This window comes from Bradyrhizobium elkanii WSM2783 (assembly GCF_000472865.1).
In the GTDB taxonomy this organism is placed as follows: domain Bacteria; phylum Pseudomonadota; class Alphaproteobacteria; order Rhizobiales; family Xanthobacteraceae; genus Bradyrhizobium; species Bradyrhizobium elkanii_A.
The window spans coordinates 1-22,726 of sequence record NZ_AXAP01000036.1 but is presented as its reverse complement, the minus strand read 5'-3'; the positions used below and the strand labels follow the sequence as shown (position 1 = coordinate 22,726).

Genomic DNA, 22,726 nt, shown 5'->3' with positions numbered 1-22,726 from the left:
GCTATATACGAAGGGCGTGGCGCGAGGAAGTTAGTAAAATGGCTTATACGCAACCTTCGGGCGTGAAGCTGGTCGCGTTCTCAACGACCCGCTGCCACCGCTTACGGCGCGCACGTTCAACGGCCAAGGCTTTGCGAGCCTGCAGGTCTGAGATGATCTTGTCGATCTCGACCCCGTCTAGTGTTCGCTTTATGCGCAACACGGTGGACACGACGATCACGACATCCCCATGAGGCAGCAGCAAGTCGTGGGCGGCAACATCACAGTGCGCGACGAAGCTCTCGATTGCCTCGTCGCTAGTACAGATGAGCATCGCCAGCTCACGCGCCTGCCGAAGATCGTCAGTGGGCGCCACAGGCTCTCCGTCCAGCAGCATGCGTTCGGCAGCTCGACCGGCCATCAGCTCGATGCACTGAGAATAGACATTCCCGAAGACGTCGGCGACAGAGGTGCGATCCTCGCCAGCCTGCGGCATAACCGGAGCAAGAGCTTCGCGGACGTTCGAAGCGTCGCCGCGACCGCTCGCAAACGCTTCCATGTGGTGCACGCCCCACACGCGCCCCTCATAACCGACGCCGGGGTCGGCGGTCGCTCCGCCCAACGGATGGCCGAGCAGACGCGCGCAGACCGCATGACCCGCTTCATGGGTCGCGATCCGCACATCGTCGTCGTACGAACGGCCGAGCGCGGTGAGGAGTTCGTCGTACTCATCGATCTCCACATCGAGGCCGCTGCCGTGGTCGGTGTTGCCCATTCCGGCGTCGGCAGCGGCCTCCGTCCCGGCGATAAAGACTGCAGGCTGCGCGTTGCATTCATCCGCCGGCTTTCCTTTAGACATTACCAAGTACCTTCCTGTGGCGCGCGAGCATGCGCGCGCGGATAGCGGCGACGGCGCGGTCACCGGGCTGCGGCATACCGGGGGCGATCATCTCGGCCACGGCGGCCGGGACGCGGTATTCATGTTGGGGGTCGATCACCCAACCATCGATACGATGTATGATCCTGTGGGGCTCCCAGCCCGGCGGTGTGGCATTCCTGGTCATAGGCGCGGCACCTCGATCGTGAGCGTGCGCGTCTCGGCGCTCCGATCAATGATGCGGAAGTCGGCAGATGCGACCGGATCGCTGGCGATGGCCGGCGGGATGTTCGGCAGGCAAGTCGCCGCCTCCTTGTCGAGATCAAGCAGATCGATCGCGTTCGGATTGACGTGCTGACCGCCGCGCGCGCCGTGAAGCCGCTTACGCCGATGATCGTCGAGCGGCACGACAGCGCCGATCCGCAAGCCGCGCTGTGCAGCCCCGGGCGTCAGGTCGGCGTCCGTGTACTGTTGGGCATAGCGCTGCCGACCTTCGTGATCGCGCCACGTGATCGCTCGCAGTGCGAACAAGCGCCGAGTTTCAGGCACGGGCTCGATCGGGGCGACCGGCTCGTGCTCCGGCTCTTCGCGCGGGATCGTCTGCCGGCCATCGCGGACCGCGTCCGGCATGGTCTTCAACTCTGCCAGAGTGAAGTTGGCGGCAATCTCGATCTGCCCCATTGTGTTCTGGACAAAGCCCGCCATCTGGCCGGACTCGAAATGAAAGTGACCGACGTCCGACAGAGCATCGGCAAAGGCGCGCGACTCCTCAAGGTATTTCGGCAGCGCCGCCTCGATGGCAGCGATCTGCTTGCCGAGTTTGTCGGCCGCTGCTGCACGCTCGATGCACGCGCGTTCGGCGGTGAGCTGGCGCTCGGCTTCCGCCTTCTGTTGTGCCAAAACGCTGATCGCTTCGTCGATGCGCGCCAGGGCCGACGTTGCCGAGTCAACCGCGGCCTGCAGCTGATCGAGAGCGCGCTGATCATCGAGGTCGCCCTGCAGGTGCGCCTGCAGGCTGCCGGCGATTGCCGTGTCGAGCGTCTCCTGCGCCGTGACGCGTTTGCTGGTGAGCTGATCACCGCGCTTCGTGAGCGAAGCGATGGTGGTCTCAAGTTGGTGCGTCGGATTTTTTCGAAATGGATTTTTCATGAAGTCAGTCTACGCCGGCGCAATGTGATTGCGTAGGGCGGCCGCGTGGCGCGCTCCACGTTCAGGGCGGTCTCTTGTGGTGCGCTCCACATTTTCGGGAATTTTTGAGCGAGGGCAGCGGAGTTATTGCGGCGCAGCCGATGACCTATTTTTCCGAACTCATTAGCGCCGGCGCCTTCCGCAGCACTGAAGATCACCAAGGCGACAAACATCTGCTCCAGCGCGGCGCTGAAGTACTCCTGCTTATAGCGCTCGTGGTCATAAACCCGTAGTGGGAGGTCTACCATCAGTTGGCTGACGCCGACCGCGACATCTGCGCGACGTGGCATTGGTTTCTTCTTTTTGCTTGTGGGTCCTGTCCCGTGGCACAAAATGCATCAAGGGGACGGTTTGGCAATAGCCAACTCGCGTGGGTCGCCTTGCGGTTGCAGTGCGTGTGGATAATGGCAGTTGGTCACCTGCCCAAAATGGGCACTGGCATTTTTTTCATGCGGCCATTCTCCCACTGCTCAAAATGGGCAACTTGCAGTTTGCATCAATGCGTTCAACAAATCGGGTCAATCGATTTGGTGGATCATTGTCAGCATGCGTGCATGGGAACAGTCATCACTCGTAGTCTTTCAACAGACGTGCGGCGGCGCGGATCGCGCGGACAACGCGCTTGAAGTGGCGCGAGTGGAGCCGCTCCTGCAGGTGGCTTTCGTCGCAGATGTAGCCAGGGCCGCTCTTCTGGACGACGCGCTGCTCCACCAAGATATCCAACCAGCGTTGCACACTTCCGCGCGGCATGCCTGTCGCTCTGACGATAGCGAGCTGGGAGATGGGCGGGTGGCCTCGATCGTCGTTGAGTCGAATGGTCATCCCGATCATCAACTCGGGCCAGACGGCCCCGATGTGCTCGCCGTTCCTGTCGTAACCCTCAAGCAACAAGCGGACGATGAGCAGCAGCATCTGAGAGACAATCGCGGAAGCCTCTTGGCGTGCTTTGAACTCGGGTGTTTGCATCCTGCTCCATATACGCTTTCGAGGTGCCACCGGCGAGGGAGATGGCACGAATAAAAACTATTCCGTGATGGAATGTTTCGTCCTGCGGCAGATCGCATGGATTGTTTGTCGATCAACACCACGAACCGCCAGTGAGGCGACTTTCGTCAACGAGGGAGAAGAACAATGATGAACGATACGCTGGATGCGATCAACGAGCTGCTCAACGTGACGGATAACCACGCCAGCGATGATGGCGAGCGGGACTCGATTATCAGCCTCTGCAGCTCGCACATCATCGAGAACATCCAACGCATGGCGGCCACGACCGAGGACGGCATCGCCATGATCGAGAAGATCACCGCCGAGTTGAAGGCAGTTTGGAAGGAGGTCCGCGAGGACGCCTGACCATTCCGATTGGGAATGATTTCGATGATCATCACCGTCAGCTTCAGGGTCGATCGCTCACGCAACATCGTCGAGGTATACGATGGTTTAGAGTCACGCCGATTGCATGGAGCGCATCCAGACAATTTCCGAACGGGCGCAAGAAACGCTGATCACAAAACGGACCGATACAAATGAAGGGATTCCTAACCAAGCAGACGCCGTTCGGCGTTGCTCACTACACGACCGATCAGGCCGAAAGCGCCATTGCGAACGGCACGCCGATCGTCAAGGTGCTCTCCGAGAAAGGCGACAAGAACCCGGTCGGCAGCAAGGGAGTTGTCATCGGCTCGATCCTCGATGGTCGAGACATCGTCGGCTATTTCGTGGAATGGGAGTCCACACCAGACGTGCCGGTCTTCGTCGCCGACCAGAAGATCGCGCGGCTGTCGTGATCAGAAGCGATCCTTCACGCGCGCAAAAGCCGGGTGAGCTTTGTTGTTCTTGATCCAGTGCTCACATCGACCAATGCGGTAAGCGCGGTGACGGTGCTTGGAGACCATGCCCTCCAGCCCCATGTCGCAGGCGGCGCGAAACAGGTCTGGTCCGATCTGACCTTGTTCGAACGGCGCGACGAGGCGCTGCTCGCCGACGCCGATTTGAAAGACGAGGACCGCTTCGCCCTCCATGGCTTGATGCGCGAGCCGAACTTCGGAAAGGTCAGCCGGCGGCACGCTCGTTCATGCCCGGGCGCAATTCCGGCGCTCGCGACCAGATTGACCAATATTCCTTGAGTCGGTTCTCCACCTTTACACGCGCCGGCAGCCCCCCTTGATGCCGCTCGACATAGTCGAGCAGCCGCGTCTTCCCGATCAACCACGTTGCGCGCTTTAAACCAAGCGGCCGGCCCCGCCGGGCGGCATCCGCAAGCCAGCGAAGAATGGTTTGATCAGAGACCTCACAAATGGTTGCCGCCTGAGGAGCGGTCAGGAGCCCGCCAGCGGCGATGTCGTCGATCAGGTCGCCGGTCCGGCCGAGCTGCCGAACCCCATCTGCAAGCTGGCCCGCGCGGTCTGCAAGCTGGTCAAGCTCGGCGGCGAGGGCTTTCTGTTCGTCGGTCATTGCAATCCCCGGTCAATGCCTCGCCGGCGGCCGACCGCCAAAGCCGTGAGCGAGTGCCTCGTTGATGACGTCCGCGACGATCTTCTCGGCCTCGCGCTTGGAGAGGATTTCGATCCGCCCACTGGGGTGGATGCGAAATCCGTGGCCCTCCAGCAGCTCAGTCGCCAACCGTTTCGTCACGCGCTTCACCTTCATTGTCGCTCTCCTGTTTGCTGTCGCCGGGCACCGCGTCGCGTTGGTCCGGCCAAGTGGCGCCATCAGGAGGGATGATCGACTGGCTCAGCACCTCCAGCGCCTCATAGACCTCGTCGCGCACGATCTCTTCGACCTCGCCGCGCGAGCGCATTTCGCAGGATGCCGCGACCTTGCCCGGTATCGCTAGGCAGCGCTCGCGGAATGCCGCAAAGACGATCGTCCCGGAGCGGATCACCATGTCCTTTGGCACGAGACGGCCGCGAGTGGCCTCGTTCTTCAATCGTGCCGTTTCCGCTTGCTCGCGGGCCAACTCAGTGCGCGCGGCAGCAAGCCGGGCGACATCGCCATTGCCGCGCCGGCCATCGGGCTTAGCCTCGCGCTCCATTAGCGCCTTGACCACGGTCGCCAACCGATAGAGCGGTCGCTTCGGCGTACCGGCATCGGGTGCCACCTTACGAAGCGCGCGGGCAACGCTGGCTCTATCGCGCTCCAACATTTCGGCGGCCTTATTGATCGTGAATTCGTGCACTGTTGTATCTTTCAGCAAAAAAACAGATGCGGGCCTATGGAACGTGTTGGGGCTGGGGATACCCCGGGCGGGGGCGCGACCGGCAATGGCTCTCCGGCAACTGGGACCCGCTTGAGTTGTATAAGCGCATTCCTTCTCTTCATTTGTTGGTGAGCCCTGTTACCGGCCCGCACCGCATGCGCAGCTCCGACCCACCAGGTGAGCGACCGCGCCCACTGGGCGCACGCAGGGCAAGCGAGCGACCTGAGCGACCGCCCCGAAAATTGGGCGACCTGCCAACATTCAAAAACCCCTGGAGGAGAGGGAGTAGAGCGACCTGAGCGACCTGAGCGACCAGTTTAGTGAACTTCTCTCCATCCTCTCCAGAACTGGTAGCCCACGCCCGGGCGTGGGCTCTAGCGGCTCCGGCAGCGCTGGTCACCCGCTCCTGCAGACTATTGGGAAACGGCCGCTCAGGTCGCTCAATGTCGCTCAGGTCGCTCACCAACCAGCAAAAAAGCATAGCTGGAACCGAGCAACCAGCTGCGCCCCATGGGCCGTGGTGGGCGCCGCCCAGCGCAGCTACGGCACGGCCGGTCATTTGCCAGCCTCCTTCGCCCGGAAGTATCCCTTCATCCGCTTGCCAAGGATGGTCACGTACCCGTTGTTGTGGCGCTGCCAGCCAAGACGCTTCATCACGGTTGCCAGCCGCATCGTATGCTCAGTCCGCTGGTTGCCCGGCGCGATGTTGAGAAGGACAGTTAGCAGTTCCTCCGACGACACCCGTTCCTCCTTGTCCTCATGGTGGATGATGGTCCGCGTGCCCTCGTGCCACGCGCCATCCTGGTAGTAGCGGTAGGTGGTCATCTCCTTCATGTCGCGGAGGATGTCTTCCCACGGATCGTTGACGCGCCGGTACTCCTGCTCGACGCCGGCCTCAGCCCACAGTGCTTCGTCCAGCACAAGGCTCTCGCCCTTGCTGTGATAGTGTGCGGCCTCGCCCCACAACTGCAGCCGGTCGCGCCGCAGCTTCTCAATGTCGATAGCCTTCAGAACCCGCAGCGGCCAGAACCGGCGATTGCCGGTTTGCGATTGCAGATACCTGTCACTGTTCGTCGTGCCGACCTCGATCGAATGCCGCTTCTGCTTCTTGATGAAGTGGGCGTACGCCGGCCGCGCGATATCGGTCATCCTGCTTGCGTATGCCTTGACCGTCTCGACCTCAGCCTTCTTCATCCCGGCGAGATCGGCATTCTCGTGTATCCAGATTTCGGCAAGCTGTTCCTGCACCTCCCGGCTGCTCTTGCCGATGATGCTCTCATCGGAGAAGTTCTCGTCGCCAGCGAGCACGCGCCACGCCGTGGACTTGTTGAAGCCTTCCGCGCTCTCCAGCACAATGATCTGGTCAAACTTGATGCCGGGAGTGCGCGCTCTCGCCACAGCGGCGAGCATGGTCTTGCGCAAGAAGGCCCTGTTGAGCTTGGTGTCCTCGCAGTTGAAGTAATCCACTGCCATGCCGTCTAGCCGCTCCGTGCCGTCCCAGCCCGCTTCGGCTGCGGCGAGCATATCGACAACGGGATCGAAGCAATGCTCCAGCGCGAGCGAGATCACGGCGTCGCGGGTGTGCTTGTCGGTCAAGTCGAACCCAAATGTGTCGGACATCAACTGCCGCAACGCGATGATGCCATTGTCGCTCACTTCGCCGACAATGTGTTCGACGGCGTGCCGCACGCCGTCGTCTTTGAAGCCAAACAGCAGCTTGTTGTGGAAGGTGTCGTAGCTGCACTCGACGCCGAGCGCGGTAATCGCCAGGCGCGCATTGTGCATGCTCGGCGCCGGCGAGCCGTCCTGCCGCTGTTCCCGCCAGTTCGGCGCGCCGGGTCTGCGCGCCATGCTGGACGATGGCTCCGCGTATGACCGCAAGATCGCGCGTTCGATAGCGCGCCGCTTGTCCGCCTGATTGGCGATGTGCTGATTGCATTCCAGATCGGCCAGTAAGGCCGCTGCGATTTGCTCGTTGCTATAGCGGCCGTCGGATTTGAAGATCGCCGCGAGCGCGAACGTCACCTCGCTCCAGCTCCGGTACGGCTTGTTCGGTACACCGGCCTGTTGCAGATCGAAATTGAGGTCCTTGAGATTGCCAGAATGCCTGACGATCAACCTGGCCCTCACACTGAAATCAGAAGGCAGATTATCGGCGCTCTTCAGCCAGCCGATGTGCTGCTGCACAGCGGTCCAATCGATGCTGGCGTTGGCTGAGCCAGCGACACTGTCCGGGTTGCCAGTACCCGCGCAGCCAGTGGTGCCGCCGGAGCTGTCGGCCCGCGTGTCAACTGATGAGGGCGTCGGGAACTCGTCCAGCCTGCACGCCGCAAGTTCGTTATAGGCGAGCAGGCTCGACTGACACGCCTTGCGGCCCTTCTTGACCTTCGCCTTGGTCGGCAGGTTGACGGTACCGGGCAGGCGCAGGATGCGGTCGATGTTCTGCGTCCCGGCAACGCTGCCCAGCTTCTCCATCGCCGCCTTAGCACGGGCTTCGACATCATCAACGATGGCTTGCGCTTCCGGCGAGAGAGCCGGTTTGGTCTTGCCATCCGTATCGGTGACCATGACCGCATCGGGCAGCGGCATCGGCTCGCTAAGACGCCACAGCGCCTGCACGCCGTTGCCGCTATCGACCACAAACATGGGCGAGGGCTCGAAAGATGTCAGTGCCGCGAGAAAGCGGGCTTTCGCGTCCTCGGGCGCCTCACCCTCATCCGGGTCGAGATCGCCGGGCAGAAATTCAATCGCGCTGACTTCGGTCTTCGATGCCTTCTTGTCTTTGACCCGGACCGGATTGGGTGCGTAGTAGAGATTGTGGTTGCCGTCGTAGCGATTGATGAACCCACGCGCCTGATCGGGAGTAGTCGCGGTGACGGTTTTGATGTCGTTATTGACGTTCGGATTGATCGCGGACAACTGCCACGGCCCGTCAGGCCGCAGCAGCATCAGGAAGTCGATGGCCTGTTCCAGCGAGGGCGCATCCGCGCCATGACCCTGCGCGGCATCCGCTTGCATCGCCTCAGTGGCGCTGCTATCAGTGTCAAGCATTTGATAAATTCCTTGAGAGGGGCGAGCCGTGGCGGGCGAGCCCCTTTTCCATTGGGACTACGCGGCCCGACCCATCGTGCGGGCGGCAGCGGCTTCAGCATTCGAGCCGATGCGGGCAGGACGGCGCGCGATGGCGGTCGCAACATGGGCGTCGATTTCCTCCGCAACCCAGCCGACGCGACCCGGGCTGATCTGCACGCGGCGGGGAAATTTGCCAGCGGCTTCGAGGCGATCGAGCTGGCGGCGCCCAGTAGGAATGCCTCGCTTGCCAAGATCGGCGAATGACAAGAATTTGGTGCGTGTCAATGTCGTGCTCCTGTTCAGATTGGCACGACGGAACGTCGTGCACCCGTCTCGACGAGTGCCGTATTTAATAGACGTAGTTGGTCGCTCTTGCACAAGGGCGGAGCGAATTGCCGTTCGATAACTGCCACCTTTCCGTTCGATAACTAGGTTCCGCAATCGTGCGAGTTATCGAACGGAGATAGCGGTCCGCGCCATTTTCTGTTCGATAAGTGGATTGCGCGACGCAGGGCGTTGCTTGATACTTCAGGGTGAAGCACAAACACCATCATCACGAGCGGGTGGCGCTAGAACGCCAGTTGCGGGCTCGGGCACCGATTGCATTTGCGATGATTGCGCGACGGCGCTGTCTATGCGCTCGGGCATTTCCGAGTTTTTGAATAGCGGTGGAAGCCGCCGAGACGCATGATTAGGGGCTCACGATGATCGAAGGAGTGGAAGCCGGAGCGGACGACGGTGCAGCGGCGGCCGGCGCAGCGGCGGCCGGCGCGGGCGGCGGCGGCGCGGATAAGTCCGGGCCTCGGCGCATGCTCAGCGAGAAACAGCTCCTGCACATCGTTCCGCTGAGCCGCACCTCGATTTACAGGCTGGAGAAAGCAGGCAAGTTTCCGAGATCAACTTACATCAGTGCGAACCGCCGGATTTGGTTCGAGGACGAGATCGTGACGTGGCAGAACGAAATCAATGGCCGGGGCCGGGGCCGCCGCAACCATCTCCGCCGCTCGAAATCCTGAGGGCGCCGCCGCAGCACGTCGGGGCGCGCTCCGATTGAATTATCGGGACGTCCTGCAAACGAGTAAGGCCGCAGTTGGCGGCTGGTTGCGCAATGTTGCTGAACATCCATTCAAAAAAGTTCCGACACAGTTCCCGAAACTCCACGGCCAACCGTTCGTTTTTCTTGTCAGTCGTAACTAACGAGAGGAGACGAACCATGAGAAGGCTTTCTTACGTTCTCGCCGCGTTAGCAACCATCGCTGTTGCGGCCCCTACAGTCGCAAGCGCTCAGGGTTTTAGTGTTCGGATCGGCAGCGACCGAGACTACTATCGCGACCGTGATTATTACGGACCCCGTGCTGGGTTCTATGGGCATGACCGTGGCTGGCATCGCGGATGGTATCATCGCTATGACGACCGTGACGTAATCATCAGGCGTCACCACTACTGGGACGACTAACGGAAAATGGCCCCTAGCCGGGGGCCATTTTTTTCGTCTGTTGATAGGTGCGATAATGAAACCGAAGCAGTCCGATGTATTTAGGGATAACGCGCAGAACTGCGCCGAGATGGCGGAGCGGGCGAAAGATAAAGCGGCGTATAAGCGCTTTAAACGCATGGAAGAGGCTTGGCTGGCGTTAGCCAAGGAGCAAGAATGGTTGGATGGCGAGATACAACCAAACAGGTCCGTGCTAACCGAAGTCCTTGACGGAAAAACGTGACGGGAGAGCTGTCTCCCTGCCGCCTTAACGCACCAGCGGGCAAATGGCGCGTTTCAGCGTGTTTCAAAAGAAAAAGCCCGGCCAGCGATGTACTGACCGGGCGCTGCTAAAATGGGCGGTCAGCCCATTTCCGCTGATCAAGCCGCGAGCCGCGGTTCGTCGTGATCAACGGCCTTCATTGCAGGCTCGCCAATGATGCGCCGCAGCTCGGCCGCGATGCCATCAAGCACGGCGCGCTTCTGCTGCATGCGCTTCGACTGGTTGTAGATGCCGGTGACCCGGCTGATCTTCTCGCCGTCATCCTTGGTCACGGCGTGGTCGAGGCACTTCGCGATAGCGGCGTCCGAGTACCCGAGTTCGCCCGCGAGCGTTGCTGCGGTCCTGCGCAGATCGTGCGGCGTGAAGCGCTTCAAGCCCAACAGTTCGCAGAGGCCGGGCGTCTTGGTCTTGTCCTTGTTCTTCTCGTGCTTGGTGCCCCGCAGGGCGGTTGCCATCGCGGTGCGGTGGATCGGCTGGCCCTCGTGGACCGGGCTCTCGAACACGAACTCCTGGCCTTCTCTGGAGATCGCCTCCTTGATGATCTCGACCGCGAGGCTCGAAAGCGGCTGCTGGATCACGCGGCGTTTCTTGACCCGCTTCGCCGGGACATCAAAGCGTGGAAATTCGCCGTCGATATCAAACAGTTCGTCGAGATGGGCAGGAACCAGTTCGCCCGAGCGCAGCATGGTGACCAGCTCGAACTTGAGCGCCAGCCGCGTCCTGCGATCCCAAGGCAGGTCGTCGCGGTCGAGGCCGTGCCAGAATATCCTGATCTCGTGCTCGTTGAGCACCCGTGTGCGCGCATGCTCCTTGTCGAGCGGCGGCAGGTTGGCGCAAGGGCTCGCGGTCACATATTCGCGGCCCGCCGAAGCGGCCCAATTGAACAGGCCCGAGGCGGCGCGGCGCATGTGGCGGGCATTGGCGACCGACGCCTTGCTGCCGGGATACCGGCCAGCGACGATATCATCCGAGAGTGTGGCGATATCGCGCTTGGTGACCGTGCTCGCGGCCATCTTGCCCAGGCGCGGGCTAAGGAACCGCCACAGATGGCTCTCGACGTTGCTCCAGCTTTCGATGCGGGGCCGCATCTCGCCATCGGCCTTGAGGACCAGCGCCTTCATCCACGCAACCCGCTCGGTGATGATCTCGTCAACCGTCTTGCCTTGCGCGGCCTTGTCGGCCTGTTTCTGCGAGAGCAGCGCGACAAGCTCGGCTGGGTCCATCGCCTTCATTGCGTAGACCTTGCTGCGGGCGGCATCAACGCCGAAGGTCTCCGGGTTGTATTCGCCGATCTTGAGCGAGCACTGCTTGCCGGTCATCGGATGGGTGAATTTGAAGTTGAAGGTCGCCACGCCAGCCGTGGTAATGCTGACGTAGAGGCCGGGGCACTTGCGGTCGTACATCTTGACGCGCGTGGCGACCCGCTTTTCGCACATGCGGTCGGTCAGGATGGTGCTGCCGTTGCGCGCGCGCTTGCTGGCAGGTTCGGCGGTTGTGCTAGTATCCATTGCGGTTTCAGGCTCCTGAAGGGTTTGGGACCATGGGCTCGGCCTTGGGCCTCTCAGTCCTTGGAGGGTCGAGAGAGGCTTAGGGCCGGGCTCTAGATTTGGCGAAACGCGCAGAAACGCCCTGCTACAGGGTAGCCCAGAAGTGCTTGTTTTAAAGAGTTTTCTTGGTTTCGGCGTGTTTCACCGAATGCCAAAATATAGCCCACACGACTTCGCCGTCCGCGGATGTTGCGTTCGTCTTTCGCAACAGCCGCGTCCACCGCATCTCACCGCAACGTTCGTGACGATCGCGACCCGCCCCTCTTCTCGGGTGAGACGCGCGGAGTCATAGCGATGATTTGCCCGACGGGTTAAGCGATTTATTTCTGCGCGAGGGGATGGACAGACTTTTGGTGATTTGCCCGTCGGGTTGATTTGTCGCACGCTGCGCGCCAAGTCCACGCTTGTCATTCCGGGGCGCCCGAAGGACGAGCCCGGAATGACGGCGGTGGTTTTGGCTTCAAGCGACCGGGTGCGCGGGCCGAGAATGGGCACGACGCCTTTTGCCAGCAGCCATCCAAGTGCGACCTGCATCAGGGTTGCTCCGACCCCAGTTCGTTCGTGGCGGTTACCGTCCCTACTCAATCGACGATCTCGGGCATCGCAGCAGGCGCGCCGCGTAAAGGGCGACGGAATATCTCGGCACAAGCTACGCCGGCGAGAGCGGCGCCGCCGCCGATCACGTGATAAGCGTGCACCGGCTCGCCAAGCAGAACGATGGCTCCGAGCGCGGTGAGGACCGGCAGCAGGTTCATGAAGACCGCGCAGCGGTTCGGCCCAAGGATGTGCACGCCGCGGACCCACAAGAACGGAAGAACGACCGAAGCCAGTCCACCTGCATACGCGATCAGCGGCAGCGTGTCGGCGTTCAGCGATCGCATCGGCGCGGGCGTCGCCAGGAAGGCTGGAAACATAATCGCGAAGGCGCAAAGCGCCTGCATGTAGGTCGATTGCCACCCGGCGACCGGAAGGCTCCAACGCTTCAACAGCACGCCGTAGAGCGCATAGACCACCGCCGCCAGAAACATAAGGGGGTCGCCGAGGTGGACGCCGTTGCGCGCGAGCGATACCGGAACGCCCCCACTGACCAGATAGACAAGCCCAACAAGCGACAGGATACCGCCGCCGACCATCCCGACGGTCGGCGCGTCCTTCAGCAGAAAAGCACTCAATGCCACGGTAAGCAGCGGCGTCAGCGCGGTGAACACGGCCATGTTGGTTGCCGTGGTGCTTTCCGCCGCCAGGTAGGACAGGCTTTGGAACAGGCACATCGCCAAGAAGCCAAGAATGGCGAAGTGACCAAGATGAGGCCAGATCACGGCGCGATCTCGCCACGCAGCCCTTGCAACGAACGTGCTCATCAAGAGCACCGCAAGCAACAGACGATAGAATGTGATCGCCTCCGGGCCGATCGTGTGGGCAGACATCCTGGAAACGATCACGTTTCCGGACCAAAGGACGATGGCGGAGAAGGGATACAGAAAGGCGAACTTGTTCTTCATGGCCGATGACGCGCTCATTGTTGAAGTTCGCGCTTACGACCTTTCACCACTGTCCGTATCGCTCTAGAGTGAACGTGGCTGTAGAGAATGGGACATGCAGAGCGATCCAACGCGCAAACATCTGGATTTTCACGACACCCGCCGCGCCATGGCTGCGATGGACGTCAACTATCCGGATGGCGCCTCGACGGGATGGCATTCGCATCCCAAGGGGCAACTGCTTTATGCGATCGAAGGTGTGATGATCGTGCGCTCGGCGGAAGGAACGTGGGTCGTTCCGCCGAACCGGGCGCTTTGGCTACCCGCAGGGCTGGAGCATGACGTGAAGATGTCGGGCGCCGTCAAAATCCGCACTGTCTTCATCGATGCGACGGCAATCCGACATATGCCGACGAAGAGCTGCGTGATCGAGGTGTCACCGTTGTTGCGCGAACTCATCGTTGCGGCGGTTTGCATTCCGCCAGACTACCAGGACGGCGGCCGCGACGAACGCCTGATGCGCCTGCTCGCCGACGAGGTCAGGGTGTCGGACGTGTTGCCACTGCATCTGCCTCTGCCGGGCGATGCTCGCATCAAGTTCATCTGCGAAGCAATGATTGATCGACCGTCCGACACTTCGACCGCCGAACAGTGGGCAGCGCGATTGAATGTGACCGCTAAGACCTTGCATCGACTATTCGTCAAAGAAACGGGCATGACGTTTGCGCAATGGCGTGAACAGGCGCGGCTTCTTTTTGCCCTCCGCAAGCTGGCAAGTGGCGAGCGGATCATCGATGTGGCCTTCGATTGCGGCTATGCTCGTAGAAGCTTGATATATCCGTCTGTACTACGACCGCTTCTGCTTTCTCAATGGCCGGATCCGAGAGAGTGGCTTCTTTGTAAGCTCTCCAGGATTTGCTCTTATCGAAGAACGAATTTTGATCGCAGCTTAGGCGGTAGGAGTGAACTCGAGGACTACGTCGCCCTTCATTTGCTTCCGCAATACCGATCCCTAATCCGTTCAAATACAAATTCCAGAAGGGATGTATCTTTGTAGTGATACGAAATCCGTGAGATCCGGTTGCCGTCAAAAGACGTTCCGATCCAACATTCAATCCGCTAATGAAATCTAGCGCTTGCTTTTTCGGCCTTGTTTCGACCGATTTAAAAAAATCAAAGCATATCGCAGCCAAATTTTCCGCGTTATCTCTTACGAACTGAGCATCGACATCGTACGGAAGGGTGTCGTTTTCGCCACCTTGCCCAATTTCGAGGGCAGCCCGATAAAAGTGATCCTGTTTTATATTTGCAGACATGTATTGTGTTGCAGCCTCTGATTTTGTTTCTGATCAACAAACTACAACATCAACAGAAAATCGACGAGCTAACGAACCCAACTGAACTAGCTTGGGAGCAGGCGAGATTTTCATCGACGTTACGGCTGCCGTAATCTATGGGAATGAACGCTGTCAATTGAAGGCGGATCTATCTTCATCAATCTACAAATGTCGGGTTTCAAGCACTCACAGGTCGGTCCGGCTACTATTTAGATTGGCGCAGGTAGCCCCGGCGAGGCCACGATATTCTGCCGTTTCTGCTACGCCTACTCCCACTCAATCGTCCCCGGCGGCTTGCTCGTCACGTCATACACCACCCGGCCCCCCCCTTCACCTCGTTGATGATCCGCGTCGCCCTCATCCCCAGGAAGCTCATATCGAACTGATAGAAGTCTGCCGTCATGCCGTCGGTTGACGTCACTGCACGCAGGCCGACGACGTTTTCATACGTCCGGCCGTCGCCCATCACGCCGACCGTCTTCACCGGGAGCAGCACCGCGAAGGCCTGGCAGGTAACATCGTAGAGGCCGGCTTTGCGGATTTGCAAGACGCTGGGTGTAACTGACCAGATATGACCGCGTACATCGCTCACGGACCAATCCGTTCCTAAACACTGAGTGCCGGGTGACGCCAGGAGCTGTCGCTCCAGCAGCACGAGTGGAGCGATCGCGGCTCGGCTTCCGATCGGATTAAGGCAAGCGTCGCCGGCGACCGGCCGCGCGTCAGTCGCGCGATACGGACAGCCCCGCGAGAAGCGGGGCGTACGCGGCGAGCCTGCGGGATACGAACTCAGTGAAGAGCCGCACGCGCTTCGTCTTACGTGTATCCCCCTGGGTGAGAAGCCAGAGCGTTCCGTACATGTGCAGGTCAGTGCCCGGCACCCTCACCAATAGGGGGTCGGCATCTCCGACGAAGCACGGCAGTTTCGTCATCCCGACCCCTTGCTGTGCTGCAACGATCTGCGCCTCGGCGTCTGGGGTCCTGAACGGAATCCCCGTGGTACGAACCTCTCCCTCGCGGGCCCAGTCCGGGAGTCCATGATTGTTTATGACGATCCACCGGATGGGATCAGACGCGCCCGCACGCCACGCGGCTAGTCGATCGCGAGACAAGTAGACGCCGCCGAACAGCTCCGGTCCCATCAGACCGTGAAGATTGAGCGGCAGGGTCTTGCGGTCGGAGACGATGCGGATCGCGACATCGGCCTCTCGGTTGGTCAGATTGGCCGGCTCGCCGGACGACAGGATTTCCATCTCGATGTCCGGATGCATGCGCGCGAAATCGGCGAAGTCCGGCATGAGCAGGTGTGCCGCGAGGAACGGCGGCAGCGTCACCCGCAGAAGCCCGCTCGCGCTCTGGTCGCGTCCGAAGACGCGCGTCTCCAGCAAGTGCGACGACGCTTCCATCTGGTGCGCGAGCTCGACGACTTCCTCGCCAGCAGCCGTCAGGCGATAGCCCGAAGGCAGCTTCTCGAACATGTGCGCCCCGAGGTGTTCCTCGAGCTGGGCGATGCGTCGCAGCACGGTCGAGTGGTTCACCCCGAGGCGCTCGGCGGCGGCCCGCACCGAGCCTTCGCGCGCGACGGCCAGAAAGTAGCGAACGTCATCCCAGTCGATCATGGTGCAATCCTGCACCGCGGGGTTTGCCTTCGAAAGTCCGTGCCCAACACCATCGAACATCCTCTCGAACGTGGGGTAGCACGGTCGGGGGATCACTGCCTATGCCGACGAGCACGGCCAATTCCGAACGGCGCGCACCGATCGCGGCTGGCGTCAGTCGTCCAGTCGGAGCGATTTCGCACTACCGATGTGCGCGCTTCCGCACTCAACACCTGACACCGGCAGACCCATTTCGGAGTTCTCGGGGAACCTCCCCGATCAGCCAAAGACGGAGTCTGAAGGAAAGTCATGGGAAAGCTTGAGGGTAAGGTTGCAGTCATCACGGGTGGATCGAGCGGCATGGCGCTGGCGAGCGCCAAGCGGTTCGTTGAAGAAGGCGCCTATGTTTTCATCACGGGCCGGAGGCAGGAGGCGCTCAACGAGGCCGTCAGGCTGATTGGCCGGAACGTGACCAGCGTGCGCGGCGACGCGGCCAATCTCGACGACCTCGACCGCCTGTTCGACACAGTCAAACGGGAAAAGGGCAAGATCGACGTCCTGTACGCGAGCGCCGGCACGGGCGAAGCCCTCCCACTGGGCGAGATTACCGAGGAGCATTTCGACTCGACATTCGGCCTGAATGTGCGCGGCACGCTGTTTACGGTGCAAAAGGCGTTGCCGCTGTTCAACGATGGCGGATCGATCTTCATGACCGGGTCCGTTGCTTCGATCAAAGGTTTTCCTGGTTACAGCGTGTATGCGGCGAGCAAGGCGGCGCTGCACGCATTCGCACGCGGATGGCTCAACGAACTGAAGGGCAGGAATATCCGGGTGAACGTGCTGCACCCTGGGCCGATCGCCACACCGATGCAGGACCAAGTTCTCACCGAGGAGGCGAAACGCATGTTCGAATCCCTGATCCCGCGAGGAAAGATGGGTCGTCCTGAGGAAATTGCGGCGGCCGCGCTCTTTCTTGCGTCTGACGATTCCAGCTTCGTGAATGGGCTGGAGTTGTCTGTCGACGGCGGCTTCTCGGCCATCTGAAAACTGGAGACGCGTTATGAGCTACGCAATTATAGGGTTCGGCAAGATAGGCCAGGCCCTCGCCCATGCATTCGCCCGCAAGAACCTCGACGTGACCGTCGCGAGCCGCCGGCCGCCCGAAGCGTTGGCGCCGCAGGCTCGCGCGATTGGCCCCACGGTCGTCGCCAAGTCGCTGCGGGAAGCACTCGAGGCCGACACAATCATCTTGGCGGTCCCGTTCGGGGAGCATCGCGAGGTTGCGAAGGCCCTGCCGAGCTGGAAAGGCAAGACGATCATCGACGCGATGAACGCGTTGCTTCCTCCCGAGGAGCTGGACGGTCTCCCGTCCTCTGCCTTCGTCGCGAAGGCATTCACCGACGCCAAGCTCGTGAAAGGCTTCAATCACCTGATTGCGGCCACGCTGGCTGCCGATCCGATCGTCGAGGGCGGGCACAGGGTCGTCTTTCTGTCTGGTGACGACGAGGACGCGATCGCTCCCGTGATGGCTTTGGCCAAACAACTCGGCTTCGCACCCGTCAAGCTGGGAAAGCTCAACGAGGGTGGCGCGCTGGTGCACGCACGCGGCCGCGTTTGGGGCCAGCTCATCTTCCAGGATTTATTCAAGAAGGAGCAGTAATCGAAGGCGTATGGACGCTGCTCGAATCCTACCCCGCCGGCCGGGCTTTGGCGGACTAGTGAATAACATCTAGAAGCTCGCCGGGACATCCCGCTTGGACATTGAGCAACCCTGGGGCGGGTTAACGAAAGCGTAACCCGCCACTCCGGCAGCGCCGCTTGACCAAGGGCGATGGATTACGCCTTCGGCTAATCGACCCTACGAGCTGCGACGGAAAACTGATCCGCCCTACACTCAACAAAGCCATGAGGGCGGAAGACAACGTTCATCGAGGCCTGATGTGCTTTCGCGTGTGATGTCGCCGGGACAGCGGATGGCGAGGCCCGGACCTGCGAATGGGTGCGGTCGACGAAGGCTTTGGGCAGGCCTAGCTAGCGGCCGGCGTGAAAGCCCCTGCGGTTAAGACGTCCCGTAACCCCGTGCGGCCTCGATGGCCAGCACTGGGCCAATCGTCCTCCCCAGAAGTAGCGACGCTATTGTTGGACATAGCGGCGCAGAATTCTGATCTCGGCGTTGAGTGCGATGGAACGCGCTTCTGCGCCCAATCGCGCGAACTCGGCAGCGGACTCCACCCGCGCTTTCATCTCGCCCAGCAACACGGCGTGCACGTCTTCCTGCGTGAGCGCCCGACGCACACCTTCAGCCGATCCGTCGCTGAAGGAATGACGATCGACGGATGGACGCTCCTTACGAAGCGGCGCAGCTTCGGCGTTGTCGAGCGCCGCAACTAGCTCCCGAAGCACAGCAGTCTCGTCTTTGTCGCCCCGCTTCATAGCGGCGCGTAGGTGGCGGCGAAGCTGGGCTTTCATCGCCTCGCCCGCGTTCTCAGTCACAACGTCGTTCATATAACCTATTGCTCCCAATTGCTCCTTTCTATAAGAATTGTTGGGAACATTGTGGAGTCTATTTTCATGTCAAGCATGCTTTTGACGGTCGAACAGGCCGCCGAAGAGCTGAAAGTCCATCCCAAAACCGTCCTCCGGTACATCCGCGAAGGCCGCCTCCAAGCCACGCGGATTGGCAAGGCCTATCGTATCGACCGCGCCAAGCTTGACGCTTTCGCCGGTATGGCGAGTGGGCGGACCCGGCCTCCTCGCGATGTCCGCGCGACGGTCATTGTTGAGATTCCGGCCCTAACTACCGAAGCGGCCGGGCGCATGGCGACCTTTCTCGGCGCCGCGGCGCTGGGCGGCGACGCCGAAACCAGACCGCTACATTTCAACACGGCCTTTGATCCGACCGGCGGCGATCTGAAGATCGTGCTCATCGCTGCTCCGTCCGATGCAGCAAGGCTGCTCGAGCTTATCGAGCTGCAACTGGGACTTTCGCGATGAGAGATCCTGTCTTTCGCAGCGAAGCCGGTGCGGTGGAGGTCATGCGGGAATACCGCGCCGTGCTCGACCACTGGCCTGTGCCAAAACAGGAGATTGAACTGTCGACTTCGCAAGGCGCGACGTTCGTGCTCGCCTGCGGTCCCGAGACGGCGCCTCCCGTGGTCCTGCTCCACGGCGCCCAGGCGAACAGCGCCGCATGGCGGCCCGACATCGCACTCTGGTCAAGTCGCTTCCGGCTTTATGCGGTCGATATGATCGGCGAGGCGGGACTGAGCGCTCGGGTGAGGCCGCCGCTCATCGGCGACACCTACGCGATCTGGCTCGACGATGTCTTCACCGGGCTTGGATTTGCCCGTGCAGCGCTGGTGGGCACATCACTCGGCGGCTGGCTGGCGCTCGACTATGCCATGCGGCGGCCGTCACGCGCTTCCGCGCTGGCGCTGATCTGCCCCGCAGGCATCGGACGGCAGAAGAACTTTCTCCTCGCTGTCGCACCCTATTTGCTGCTCGGAGCCTGGGGAAAGCGGAAGATTGTTGAAAAGGTGTTCGGACCAGCACCGAAGCATCTACCGATCGATCTTGAGGCGATCTCCCCTCTCATGGAGAGTATCAGCCGGGCTATCAAACCACGCGCTGTCAAGATTCCGCAGCTTAGCAATGCAGCACTGGAGGCGCTCGCAATGCCGCTCCTCGCCATCGTGGGCGGGCGTGACGCGCTTATCGATTCTTATGACACACGCCTTCGGCTCGAGCGGCATGTTCCCAACGCCGAAGTCTATTTCATTGAAGAGGGTTATCACTTCTTGCCAGACCAATCGCAACGAGTGTTCGATTTCCTCGTCCGCAGCCTACAAGGGCACGATCCTCACGATTCCAAGTCATGCCCCGCTTCTGATGAATGACGGCGAGCCGACGCGACCTGCCGTCGGTGATCGGGATGCTCTTCGAACGGCGCCCTGCGCATCCTCGGTGGCGTCGCACCTATCGCTTTGTATCTCAAGACCGCAAACCGATAGGAGGCATGGAATTGCAATAACATCATCTAACGTCCCACTGCGGCGGACTATCCGTCGTCAACAGCTACGTGAGATGGGTCCGCTCGCCGACAGCACGATCTACGAGATGGAGCAGCGGGGCGAATTCCCGAGGCGCTTTGCCCTGTCGCCCCGCACCGCGAGCATGCCGCCGCTGCGACTTCGCCTGCGGCGGTGATTGCAACGCTCAGTCGGACACATCAGCCGCCTGTCAAGAAGCGTGCGCGCCTCGCGGACGGCGAGGCCGGGCCTGGGAATGGCTGGCGGCCGACGAAGCCTTCGGGCAGGCCTGGCTCGCCGCCGGCATGAACGCCCCTTAAGAGGTCCCGTAACGCCGTGCGGCCTCGATGGTCAGTCCCTTGCCGACAGCCCCGAACGTATCGCCATCAATCGCCCGCGCCGCCGGCAGTTTCGCCGTGATTGCCTTGCGGACGTGGGCCAGTTGAACCGACCCTCCGGTCAGAAACACCGCGTCGATGTCGGCTCCCGCAAGGCCGGCCTGCTTCAGGCAAATGTCGATCCGCGCCTCGATGCGATCGGCAAGACGCTGGGTGTAACCGACCAGATCCTTGCGTCGCACCTCGGCTTCCAGGCCCTTCTCGATCCACTCCAACGCGATGCTGGATTTCGGCCTCTCCGATAGCCCTATCTTGACGCCTTCGACATCCATCGCGAGCGTGTGTCCGCGCTGCTCGTCGAGCACCCGCACCAGACGATCGAGCAATTCCGGCTGCTTCGCCTCATAACGCACCTGACGTATTTCGCTGATGACTTTCGAGTCATACATGCGATTGATGCTCGACCACGTCGCGAGGTCGTGGAAATAGCTCGACGGGACTTCCAGATCCTCCCGCTTCATGGCCGAGCGATAGCCGAGCAAGGGCATCACGACACCAAGGCTGAGATACCGATCGAAATCGGTGCCGCCGATGCGGACGCCGTCGTTGGCCAGGATATCGTCCTTGCGCTCGGCATGGCGATGCCGCTCCGGCGACAACCGAACAATTGAAAAGTCCGACGTTCCGCCGCCGATATCGGCGATCAGCGCGATTTCCTCGGTCCCGATTTGACGTTCGTAGTCAAGCGCCGCTGCGATCGGCTCGAACTGAAATGAGATGTCTTCAAAGCCTATTCGCTTGGCTATATCGCGCAAGGTCGCCTCCGCCTTGGCATCGCCAGCCGGATTGTCATCGATGAAATGGACCGGGCGGCCATGCACGACGTGACGCAACGGGTGTCCGACGATCTCTTCCGCGCGCCGCTTCACCGCGCCAATATAGTAAGCGATGACATCACGGAAACTGACGCGCTCGCGGCCGACGCGGGTGGTCTCGTCGATCAGCGTCGTGCCGAGCACCGATTTGAGGCTGCGCATCAGTCGCCCGGCGTCACCCTCCACATAAGCTTCGATGGCACGACGGCCGATATGGGTGCCGGCGCCGGCCTTGTAGAAGATTGCGCTTGGAATCGTGACGTGATCGCCCTCAAGCGCGGCCAACACCGGGCTATCGCCGATGATTGTGCCAAGCGTAGTGTTCGACGTCCCAAAGTCCAGACCGCAAACCGCTCCGGGGCGGGAGTGAATTATTCCCACTCGATCATCCAAGACTGCAGTACCGTGTTGAATTGCAAGCACAATCTCTCAAAGTTGACGGACAAATCCCGCCCCTACATCCGTCCCAACTTTTCGGTCTTGAATTCACAGTAAAATTTCCGTGGCTTTGAGATATGGCTCCTTCGCCAGCTATCGAGGTCAATCGATAAAGTGAGCGCATGTCCTTAGGCGCAATGGCCACCGCCGCTCCTCACCCTTTTCTGTTCGATATCGTCAATCGTCATCAGTCCCCGGCGAATGAGACACGTTGTACGAAAAGCGACGCTCGGGCCAAGCCGCCCTTTGACCTGAGTCGGCGGCGCTCACGGGCATACCAGTTCTGGGTGAACCGGGCTAGCTTCCTCTGACTCTCGACCGAGAGCAGAGCGTTTCAAGAGTCATCGCCCAAGCGACCTTAACAGGCACAGTGCGGTACTGTACCGAAAGCCAGGAGGCGGCTGGCAGTTGATTGACCGATGACCATTGCAAGAAGGTGCTCAAGCTTTCGACTGCGCATCGTCAGGAGGGGAGCGGTTCGTTCAGAGGGATGATGACCATCACCATCCCGTCATCGCCAACAACAATCTCGCGCCGGCCAGCAAGGCCAGCGGCGACGGTATCGATTGATACGCCGACGAGCCCTTCTCGGCTAAGGGCGACCAGTAGTCATAGCTCGGACTTTTTGGCTAAAGCGATGGAATCCGCCCCGTCGGCCGCCCGCAGGTCGCTTGCGCACATGCCGGAAGCCTTGATCTGTGTCAATCGGCTTGCAAATTTGACCCCCGTATTGCCTCATCTGAGGATGTTACTTTCGCTTGACGGACGTAGCGCCGACTGTCGGCCGGTCTGAGGTTGCGTCATTCCTCGCAGGATCGGAGGGACTGGGGACGTCGCGGAGTGCCCATCACACGCAGCGCCGGCCCCATTCCCGGGATCACCAATGGTGGCCGGTGCCGTACCCCCGGCCATGCGCGGGATGATCACCTCGGTTGCGTTGCGTCTGAGTGATCGCAACAAGCGCTGCACGATGGTGTGCTGCGGCGGCCCGAACTTTTCGGGGGCGTGTTCG

The 22,726-nt window shown here is 61.0% G+C and carries 25 protein-coding genes and 2 pseudogenes; 11 read left to right on the top strand and 16 right to left on the bottom strand.

Annotated features, from left to right (window positions below; genetic code table 11):
* Nucleotides 1-43: 43 nt before the first annotated feature.
* From YY7_RS0127360 to YY7_RS0127340, 4 genes are all read right to left on the bottom strand, one after another.
* Nucleotides 44-838 carry a hypothetical protein gene (locus tag YY7_RS0127360; RefSeq protein ID WP_028165989.1) on the bottom strand — a complete coding sequence of 265 codons (795 nt, stop codon included), beginning with the start codon at nt 836-838 and terminating at the stop codon, nt 44-46.
* 201 nt (nt 839-1,039) lie between these two features.
* Nucleotides 1,040-2,005: a hypothetical protein gene (locus YY7_RS0127350; protein WP_028165987.1), complete on the bottom strand. Its 966-nt coding sequence runs from the start codon at nt 2,003-2,005 to the stop codon at nt 1,040-1,042.
* On the bottom strand, nt 2,002-2,334 hold the full coding sequence (locus tag YY7_RS0127345) for a hypothetical protein (protein ID WP_035691049.1): 333 nt from the start codon (nt 2,332-2,334) through the stop codon (nt 2,002-2,004). Before YY7_RS0127345 ends, YY7_RS0127350 begins: the two co-directional genes overlap by 4 nt.
* Before the next feature lie 277 nt (nt 2,335-2,611).
* Nucleotides 2,612-2,956 carry a hypothetical protein gene (locus YY7_RS0127340; RefSeq protein ID WP_028165985.1) on the bottom strand — a complete coding sequence of 115 codons (345 nt, stop codon included), beginning with the start codon at nt 2,954-2,956 and terminating at the stop codon, nt 2,612-2,614.
* A gap of 219 nt (nt 2,957-3,175) precedes the next feature.
* Between YY7_RS0127340 and YY7_RS0127335 the strand changes: the two genes are divergently transcribed.
* Nucleotides 3,176-3,397: a hypothetical protein gene (locus tag YY7_RS0127335; RefSeq protein ID WP_028165984.1), complete on the top strand. Its 222-nt coding sequence runs from the start codon at nt 3,176-3,178 to the stop codon at nt 3,395-3,397.
* A gap of 173 nt (nt 3,398-3,570) precedes the next feature.
* Nucleotides 3,571-3,831, top strand: a complete 261-nt coding sequence (locus tag YY7_RS0127330) for a hypothetical protein (protein WP_028165983.1) — start codon at nt 3,571-3,573, stop codon at nt 3,829-3,831.
* Here YY7_RS0127330 and YY7_RS62060 read toward each other — a convergent pair whose 3' ends face one another.
* The 6 genes from YY7_RS62060 to YY7_RS63520 form a co-directional block, all read right to left on the bottom strand.
* On the bottom strand, nt 3,832-4,065 hold the full coding sequence (locus YY7_RS62060) for a hypothetical protein (protein WP_196237342.1): 234 nt from the start codon (nt 4,063-4,065) through the stop codon (nt 3,832-3,834).
* 31 nt (nt 4,066-4,096) lie between these two features.
* Entirely contained in the window at nt 4,097-4,498 is a 402-nt protein-coding gene (locus tag YY7_RS0127320; RefSeq protein ID WP_028165981.1) for a hypothetical protein, read from the bottom strand.
* A gap of 12 nt (nt 4,499-4,510) precedes the next feature.
* The gene (locus tag YY7_RS60725) at nt 4,511-4,693 is read right to left on the bottom strand and encodes a hypothetical protein (protein ID WP_155255348.1); all 183 of its coding nucleotides are present in this window, start codon (nt 4,691-4,693) and stop codon (nt 4,511-4,513) included.
* Nucleotides 4,656-5,222: a DUF1441 family protein gene (locus YY7_RS0127310; protein ID WP_028165980.1), complete on the bottom strand. Its 567-nt coding sequence runs from the start codon at nt 5,220-5,222 to the stop codon at nt 4,656-4,658. Before YY7_RS0127310 ends, YY7_RS60725 begins: the two co-directional genes overlap by 38 nt.
* A 576-nt stretch (nt 5,223-5,798) precedes the next feature.
* Nucleotides 5,799-8,294, bottom strand: coding sequence for a virulence-associated E family protein (locus YY7_RS56850; protein WP_051396961.1), 2,496 nt, complete (start codon nt 8,292-8,294; stop codon nt 5,799-5,801).
* 57 nt (nt 8,295-8,351) lie between these two features.
* Nucleotides 8,352-8,492, bottom strand: a complete 141-nt coding sequence (locus tag YY7_RS63520) for a hypothetical protein (protein WP_245287442.1) — start codon at nt 8,490-8,492, stop codon at nt 8,352-8,354.
* Between YY7_RS63520 and YY7_RS63515 the strand changes: the two genes are divergently transcribed.
* From YY7_RS63515 to YY7_RS0127285, 3 genes are all read left to right on the top strand, one after another.
* Nucleotides 8,439-8,579: a hypothetical protein gene (locus tag YY7_RS63515; protein ID WP_245287443.1), complete on the top strand. Its 141-nt coding sequence runs from the start codon at nt 8,439-8,441 to the stop codon at nt 8,577-8,579. The two genes, YY7_RS63520 and YY7_RS63515, sit on opposite strands and share 54 nt — an antisense overlap.
* 440 nt (nt 8,580-9,019) lie before the next feature.
* Nucleotides 9,020-9,331: a helix-turn-helix transcriptional regulator gene (locus tag YY7_RS56845; protein ID WP_051396960.1), complete on the top strand. Its 312-nt coding sequence runs from the start codon at nt 9,020-9,022 to the stop codon at nt 9,329-9,331.
* 495 nt (nt 9,332-9,826) lie between these two features.
* Entirely contained in the window at nt 9,827-10,033 is a 207-nt protein-coding gene (locus YY7_RS0127285) for a hypothetical protein (protein WP_035691046.1), read from the top strand.
* Nucleotides 10,034-10,170: 137 nt separating this feature from the next.
* Here the strand turns inward: YY7_RS0127285 and YY7_RS0127280 are convergent, their stop codons facing one another.
* Both YY7_RS0127280 and YY7_RS53055 read right to left on the bottom strand, forming a co-directional pair.
* Nucleotides 10,171-11,580, bottom strand: coding sequence for a tyrosine-type recombinase/integrase (locus tag YY7_RS0127280; protein WP_028165977.1), 1,410 nt, complete (start codon nt 11,578-11,580; stop codon nt 10,171-10,173).
* A 620-nt stretch (nt 11,581-12,200) separates the two neighbouring features.
* A complete protein-coding gene (locus YY7_RS53055; RefSeq protein WP_245287438.1) occupies nt 12,201-13,139 on the bottom strand; it encodes a DMT family transporter in 939 nt (312 codons plus the stop codon).
* Nucleotides 13,140-13,215: 76 nt separating this feature from the next.
* Here YY7_RS53055 and YY7_RS53050 point away from each other — a divergent pair, with 76 nt between their 5' ends.
* Nucleotides 13,216-14,157, top strand: coding sequence for an AraC family transcriptional regulator (locus YY7_RS53050; protein ID WP_063623404.1), 942 nt, complete (start codon nt 13,216-13,218; stop codon nt 14,155-14,157).
* A gap of 546 nt (nt 14,158-14,703) precedes the next feature.
* On the opposite strand, the pseudogene YY7_RS0127265 reads toward YY7_RS53050, so the two are convergent.
* A pseudogene (locus YY7_RS0127265) lies at nt 14,704-14,981 on the bottom strand (glutamine-hydrolyzing GMP synthase); the annotation flags it as partial.
* A 178-nt stretch (nt 14,982-15,159) separates the two neighbouring features.
* Nucleotides 15,160-16,056: a LysR family transcriptional regulator gene (locus YY7_RS0127260; protein ID WP_028165975.1), complete on the bottom strand. Its 897-nt coding sequence runs from the start codon at nt 16,054-16,056 to the stop codon at nt 15,160-15,162.
* A gap of 288 nt (nt 16,057-16,344) precedes the next feature.
* Between YY7_RS0127260 and YY7_RS0127255 the strand changes: the two genes are divergently transcribed.
* Both YY7_RS0127255 and YY7_RS0127250 read left to right on the top strand, forming a co-directional pair.
* Entirely contained in the window at nt 16,345-17,079 is a 735-nt protein-coding gene (locus YY7_RS0127255) for an SDR family NAD(P)-dependent oxidoreductase (protein ID WP_028165974.1), read from the top strand.
* Nucleotides 17,080-17,095: 16 nt separating this feature from the next.
* Nucleotides 17,096-17,695: an NADPH-dependent F420 reductase gene (locus tag YY7_RS0127250; protein ID WP_028165973.1), complete on the top strand. Its 600-nt coding sequence runs from the start codon at nt 17,096-17,098 to the stop codon at nt 17,693-17,695.
* Nucleotides 17,696-18,168: 473 nt separating this feature from the next.
* Here YY7_RS0127250 and YY7_RS0127245 read toward each other — a convergent pair whose 3' ends face one another.
* A complete protein-coding gene (locus tag YY7_RS0127245) occupies nt 18,169-18,540 on the bottom strand; it encodes a GatB/YqeY domain-containing protein (RefSeq protein ID WP_028165972.1) in 372 nt (123 codons plus the stop codon).
* A 75-nt stretch (nt 18,541-18,615) separates the two neighbouring features.
* Here YY7_RS0127245 and YY7_RS0127240 point away from each other — a divergent pair, with 75 nt between their 5' ends.
* The 3 genes and pseudogenes from YY7_RS0127240 to YY7_RS58550 all read left to right on the top strand — a co-directional run.
* Nucleotides 18,616-19,029, top strand: coding sequence for a helix-turn-helix domain-containing protein (locus YY7_RS0127240; protein WP_035691073.1), 414 nt, complete (start codon nt 18,616-18,618; stop codon nt 19,027-19,029).
* Between the two features lie 41 nt (nt 19,030-19,070).
* Nucleotides 19,071-19,931: an alpha/beta fold hydrolase gene (locus YY7_RS0127235; protein WP_245287437.1), complete on the top strand. Its 861-nt coding sequence runs from the start codon at nt 19,071-19,073 to the stop codon at nt 19,929-19,931.
* A gap of 130 nt (nt 19,932-20,061) precedes the next feature.
* A pseudogene (locus tag YY7_RS58550) lies at nt 20,062-20,199 on the top strand (helix-turn-helix transcriptional regulator); the annotation flags it as partial.
* Between the two features lie 180 nt (nt 20,200-20,379).
* Here the strand turns inward: YY7_RS58550 and YY7_RS0127225 are convergent.
* Nucleotides 20,380-21,648 carry an Hsp70 family protein gene (locus YY7_RS0127225; RefSeq protein ID WP_035691070.1) on the bottom strand — a complete coding sequence of 423 codons (1,269 nt, stop codon included), beginning with the start codon at nt 21,646-21,648 and terminating at the stop codon, nt 20,380-20,382.
* Nucleotides 21,649-22,726: the final 1,078 nt, after the last annotated feature.

Bases quoted from the DNA above. Each gene is read 5' to 3' on its own strand.
- YY7_RS0127360 (WP_028165989.1), bottom strand. From the start codon at position 838: ATGTCTAAAGGAAAGCCGGCGGATGAATGCAACGCGCAGCCTGCAGTC.
- YY7_RS0127350 (WP_028165987.1), bottom strand. From the start codon at position 2,005: ATGAAAAATCCATTTCGAAAAAATCCGACGCACCAACTTGAGACCACC.
- YY7_RS0127345 (WP_035691049.1), bottom strand. From the start codon at position 2,334: ATGCCACGTCGCGCAGATGTCGCGGTCGGCGTCAGCCAACTGATGGTA.
- YY7_RS0127340 (WP_028165985.1), bottom strand. From the start codon at position 2,956: ATGCTGCTGCTCATCGTCCGCTTGTTGCTTGAGGGTTACGACAGGAAC.
- YY7_RS0127335 (WP_028165984.1), top strand. From the start codon at position 3,176: ATGATGAACGATACGCTGGATGCGATCAACGAGCTGCTCAACGTGACG.
- YY7_RS0127330 (WP_028165983.1), top strand. From the start codon at position 3,571: ATGAAGGGATTCCTAACCAAGCAGACGCCGTTCGGCGTTGCTCACTAC.
- YY7_RS62060 (WP_196237342.1), bottom strand. From the start codon at position 4,065: ATGGAGGGCGAAGCGGTCCTCGTCTTTCAAATCGGCGTCGGCGAGCAG.
- YY7_RS0127320 (WP_028165981.1), bottom strand. From the start codon at position 4,498: ATGACCGACGAACAGAAAGCCCTCGCCGCCGAGCTTGACCAGCTTGCA.
- YY7_RS60725 (WP_155255348.1), bottom strand. From the start codon at position 4,693: ATGAAGGTGAAGCGCGTGACGAAACGGTTGGCGACTGAGCTGCTGGAG.
- YY7_RS56850 (WP_051396961.1), bottom strand. From the start codon at position 8,294: ATGCTTGACACTGATAGCAGCGCCACTGAGGCGATGCAAGCGGATGCC.
- YY7_RS63515 (WP_245287443.1), top strand. From the start codon at position 8,439: ATGGGCGTCGATTTCCTCCGCAACCCAGCCGACGCGACCCGGGCTGAT.
- YY7_RS56845 (WP_051396960.1), top strand. From the start codon at position 9,020: ATGATCGAAGGAGTGGAAGCCGGAGCGGACGACGGTGCAGCGGCGGCC.
- YY7_RS0127285 (WP_035691046.1), top strand. From the start codon at position 9,827: ATGAAACCGAAGCAGTCCGATGTATTTAGGGATAACGCGCAGAACTGC.
- YY7_RS0127280 (WP_028165977.1), bottom strand. From the start codon at position 11,580: ATGGATACTAGCACAACCGCCGAACCTGCCAGCAAGCGCGCGCGCAAC.
- YY7_RS53055 (WP_245287438.1), bottom strand. From the start codon at position 13,139: ATGAGCGCGTCATCGGCCATGAAGAACAAGTTCGCCTTTCTGTATCCC.
- YY7_RS53050 (WP_063623404.1), top strand. From the start codon at position 13,216: ATGCAGAGCGATCCAACGCGCAAACATCTGGATTTTCACGACACCCGC.
- YY7_RS0127260 (WP_028165975.1), bottom strand. From the start codon at position 16,056: ATGATCGACTGGGATGACGTTCGCTACTTTCTGGCCGTCGCGCGCGAA.
- YY7_RS0127255 (WP_028165974.1), top strand. From the start codon at position 16,345: ATGGGAAAGCTTGAGGGTAAGGTTGCAGTCATCACGGGTGGATCGAGC.
- YY7_RS0127250 (WP_028165973.1), top strand. From the start codon at position 17,096: ATGAGCTACGCAATTATAGGGTTCGGCAAGATAGGCCAGGCCCTCGCC.
- YY7_RS0127245 (WP_028165972.1), bottom strand. From the start codon at position 18,540: ATGAACGACGTTGTGACTGAGAACGCGGGCGAGGCGATGAAAGCCCAG.
- YY7_RS0127240 (WP_035691073.1), top strand. From the start codon at position 18,616: ATGCTTTTGACGGTCGAACAGGCCGCCGAAGAGCTGAAAGTCCATCCC.
- YY7_RS0127235 (WP_245287437.1), top strand. From the start codon at position 19,071: ATGCGGGAATACCGCGCCGTGCTCGACCACTGGCCTGTGCCAAAACAG.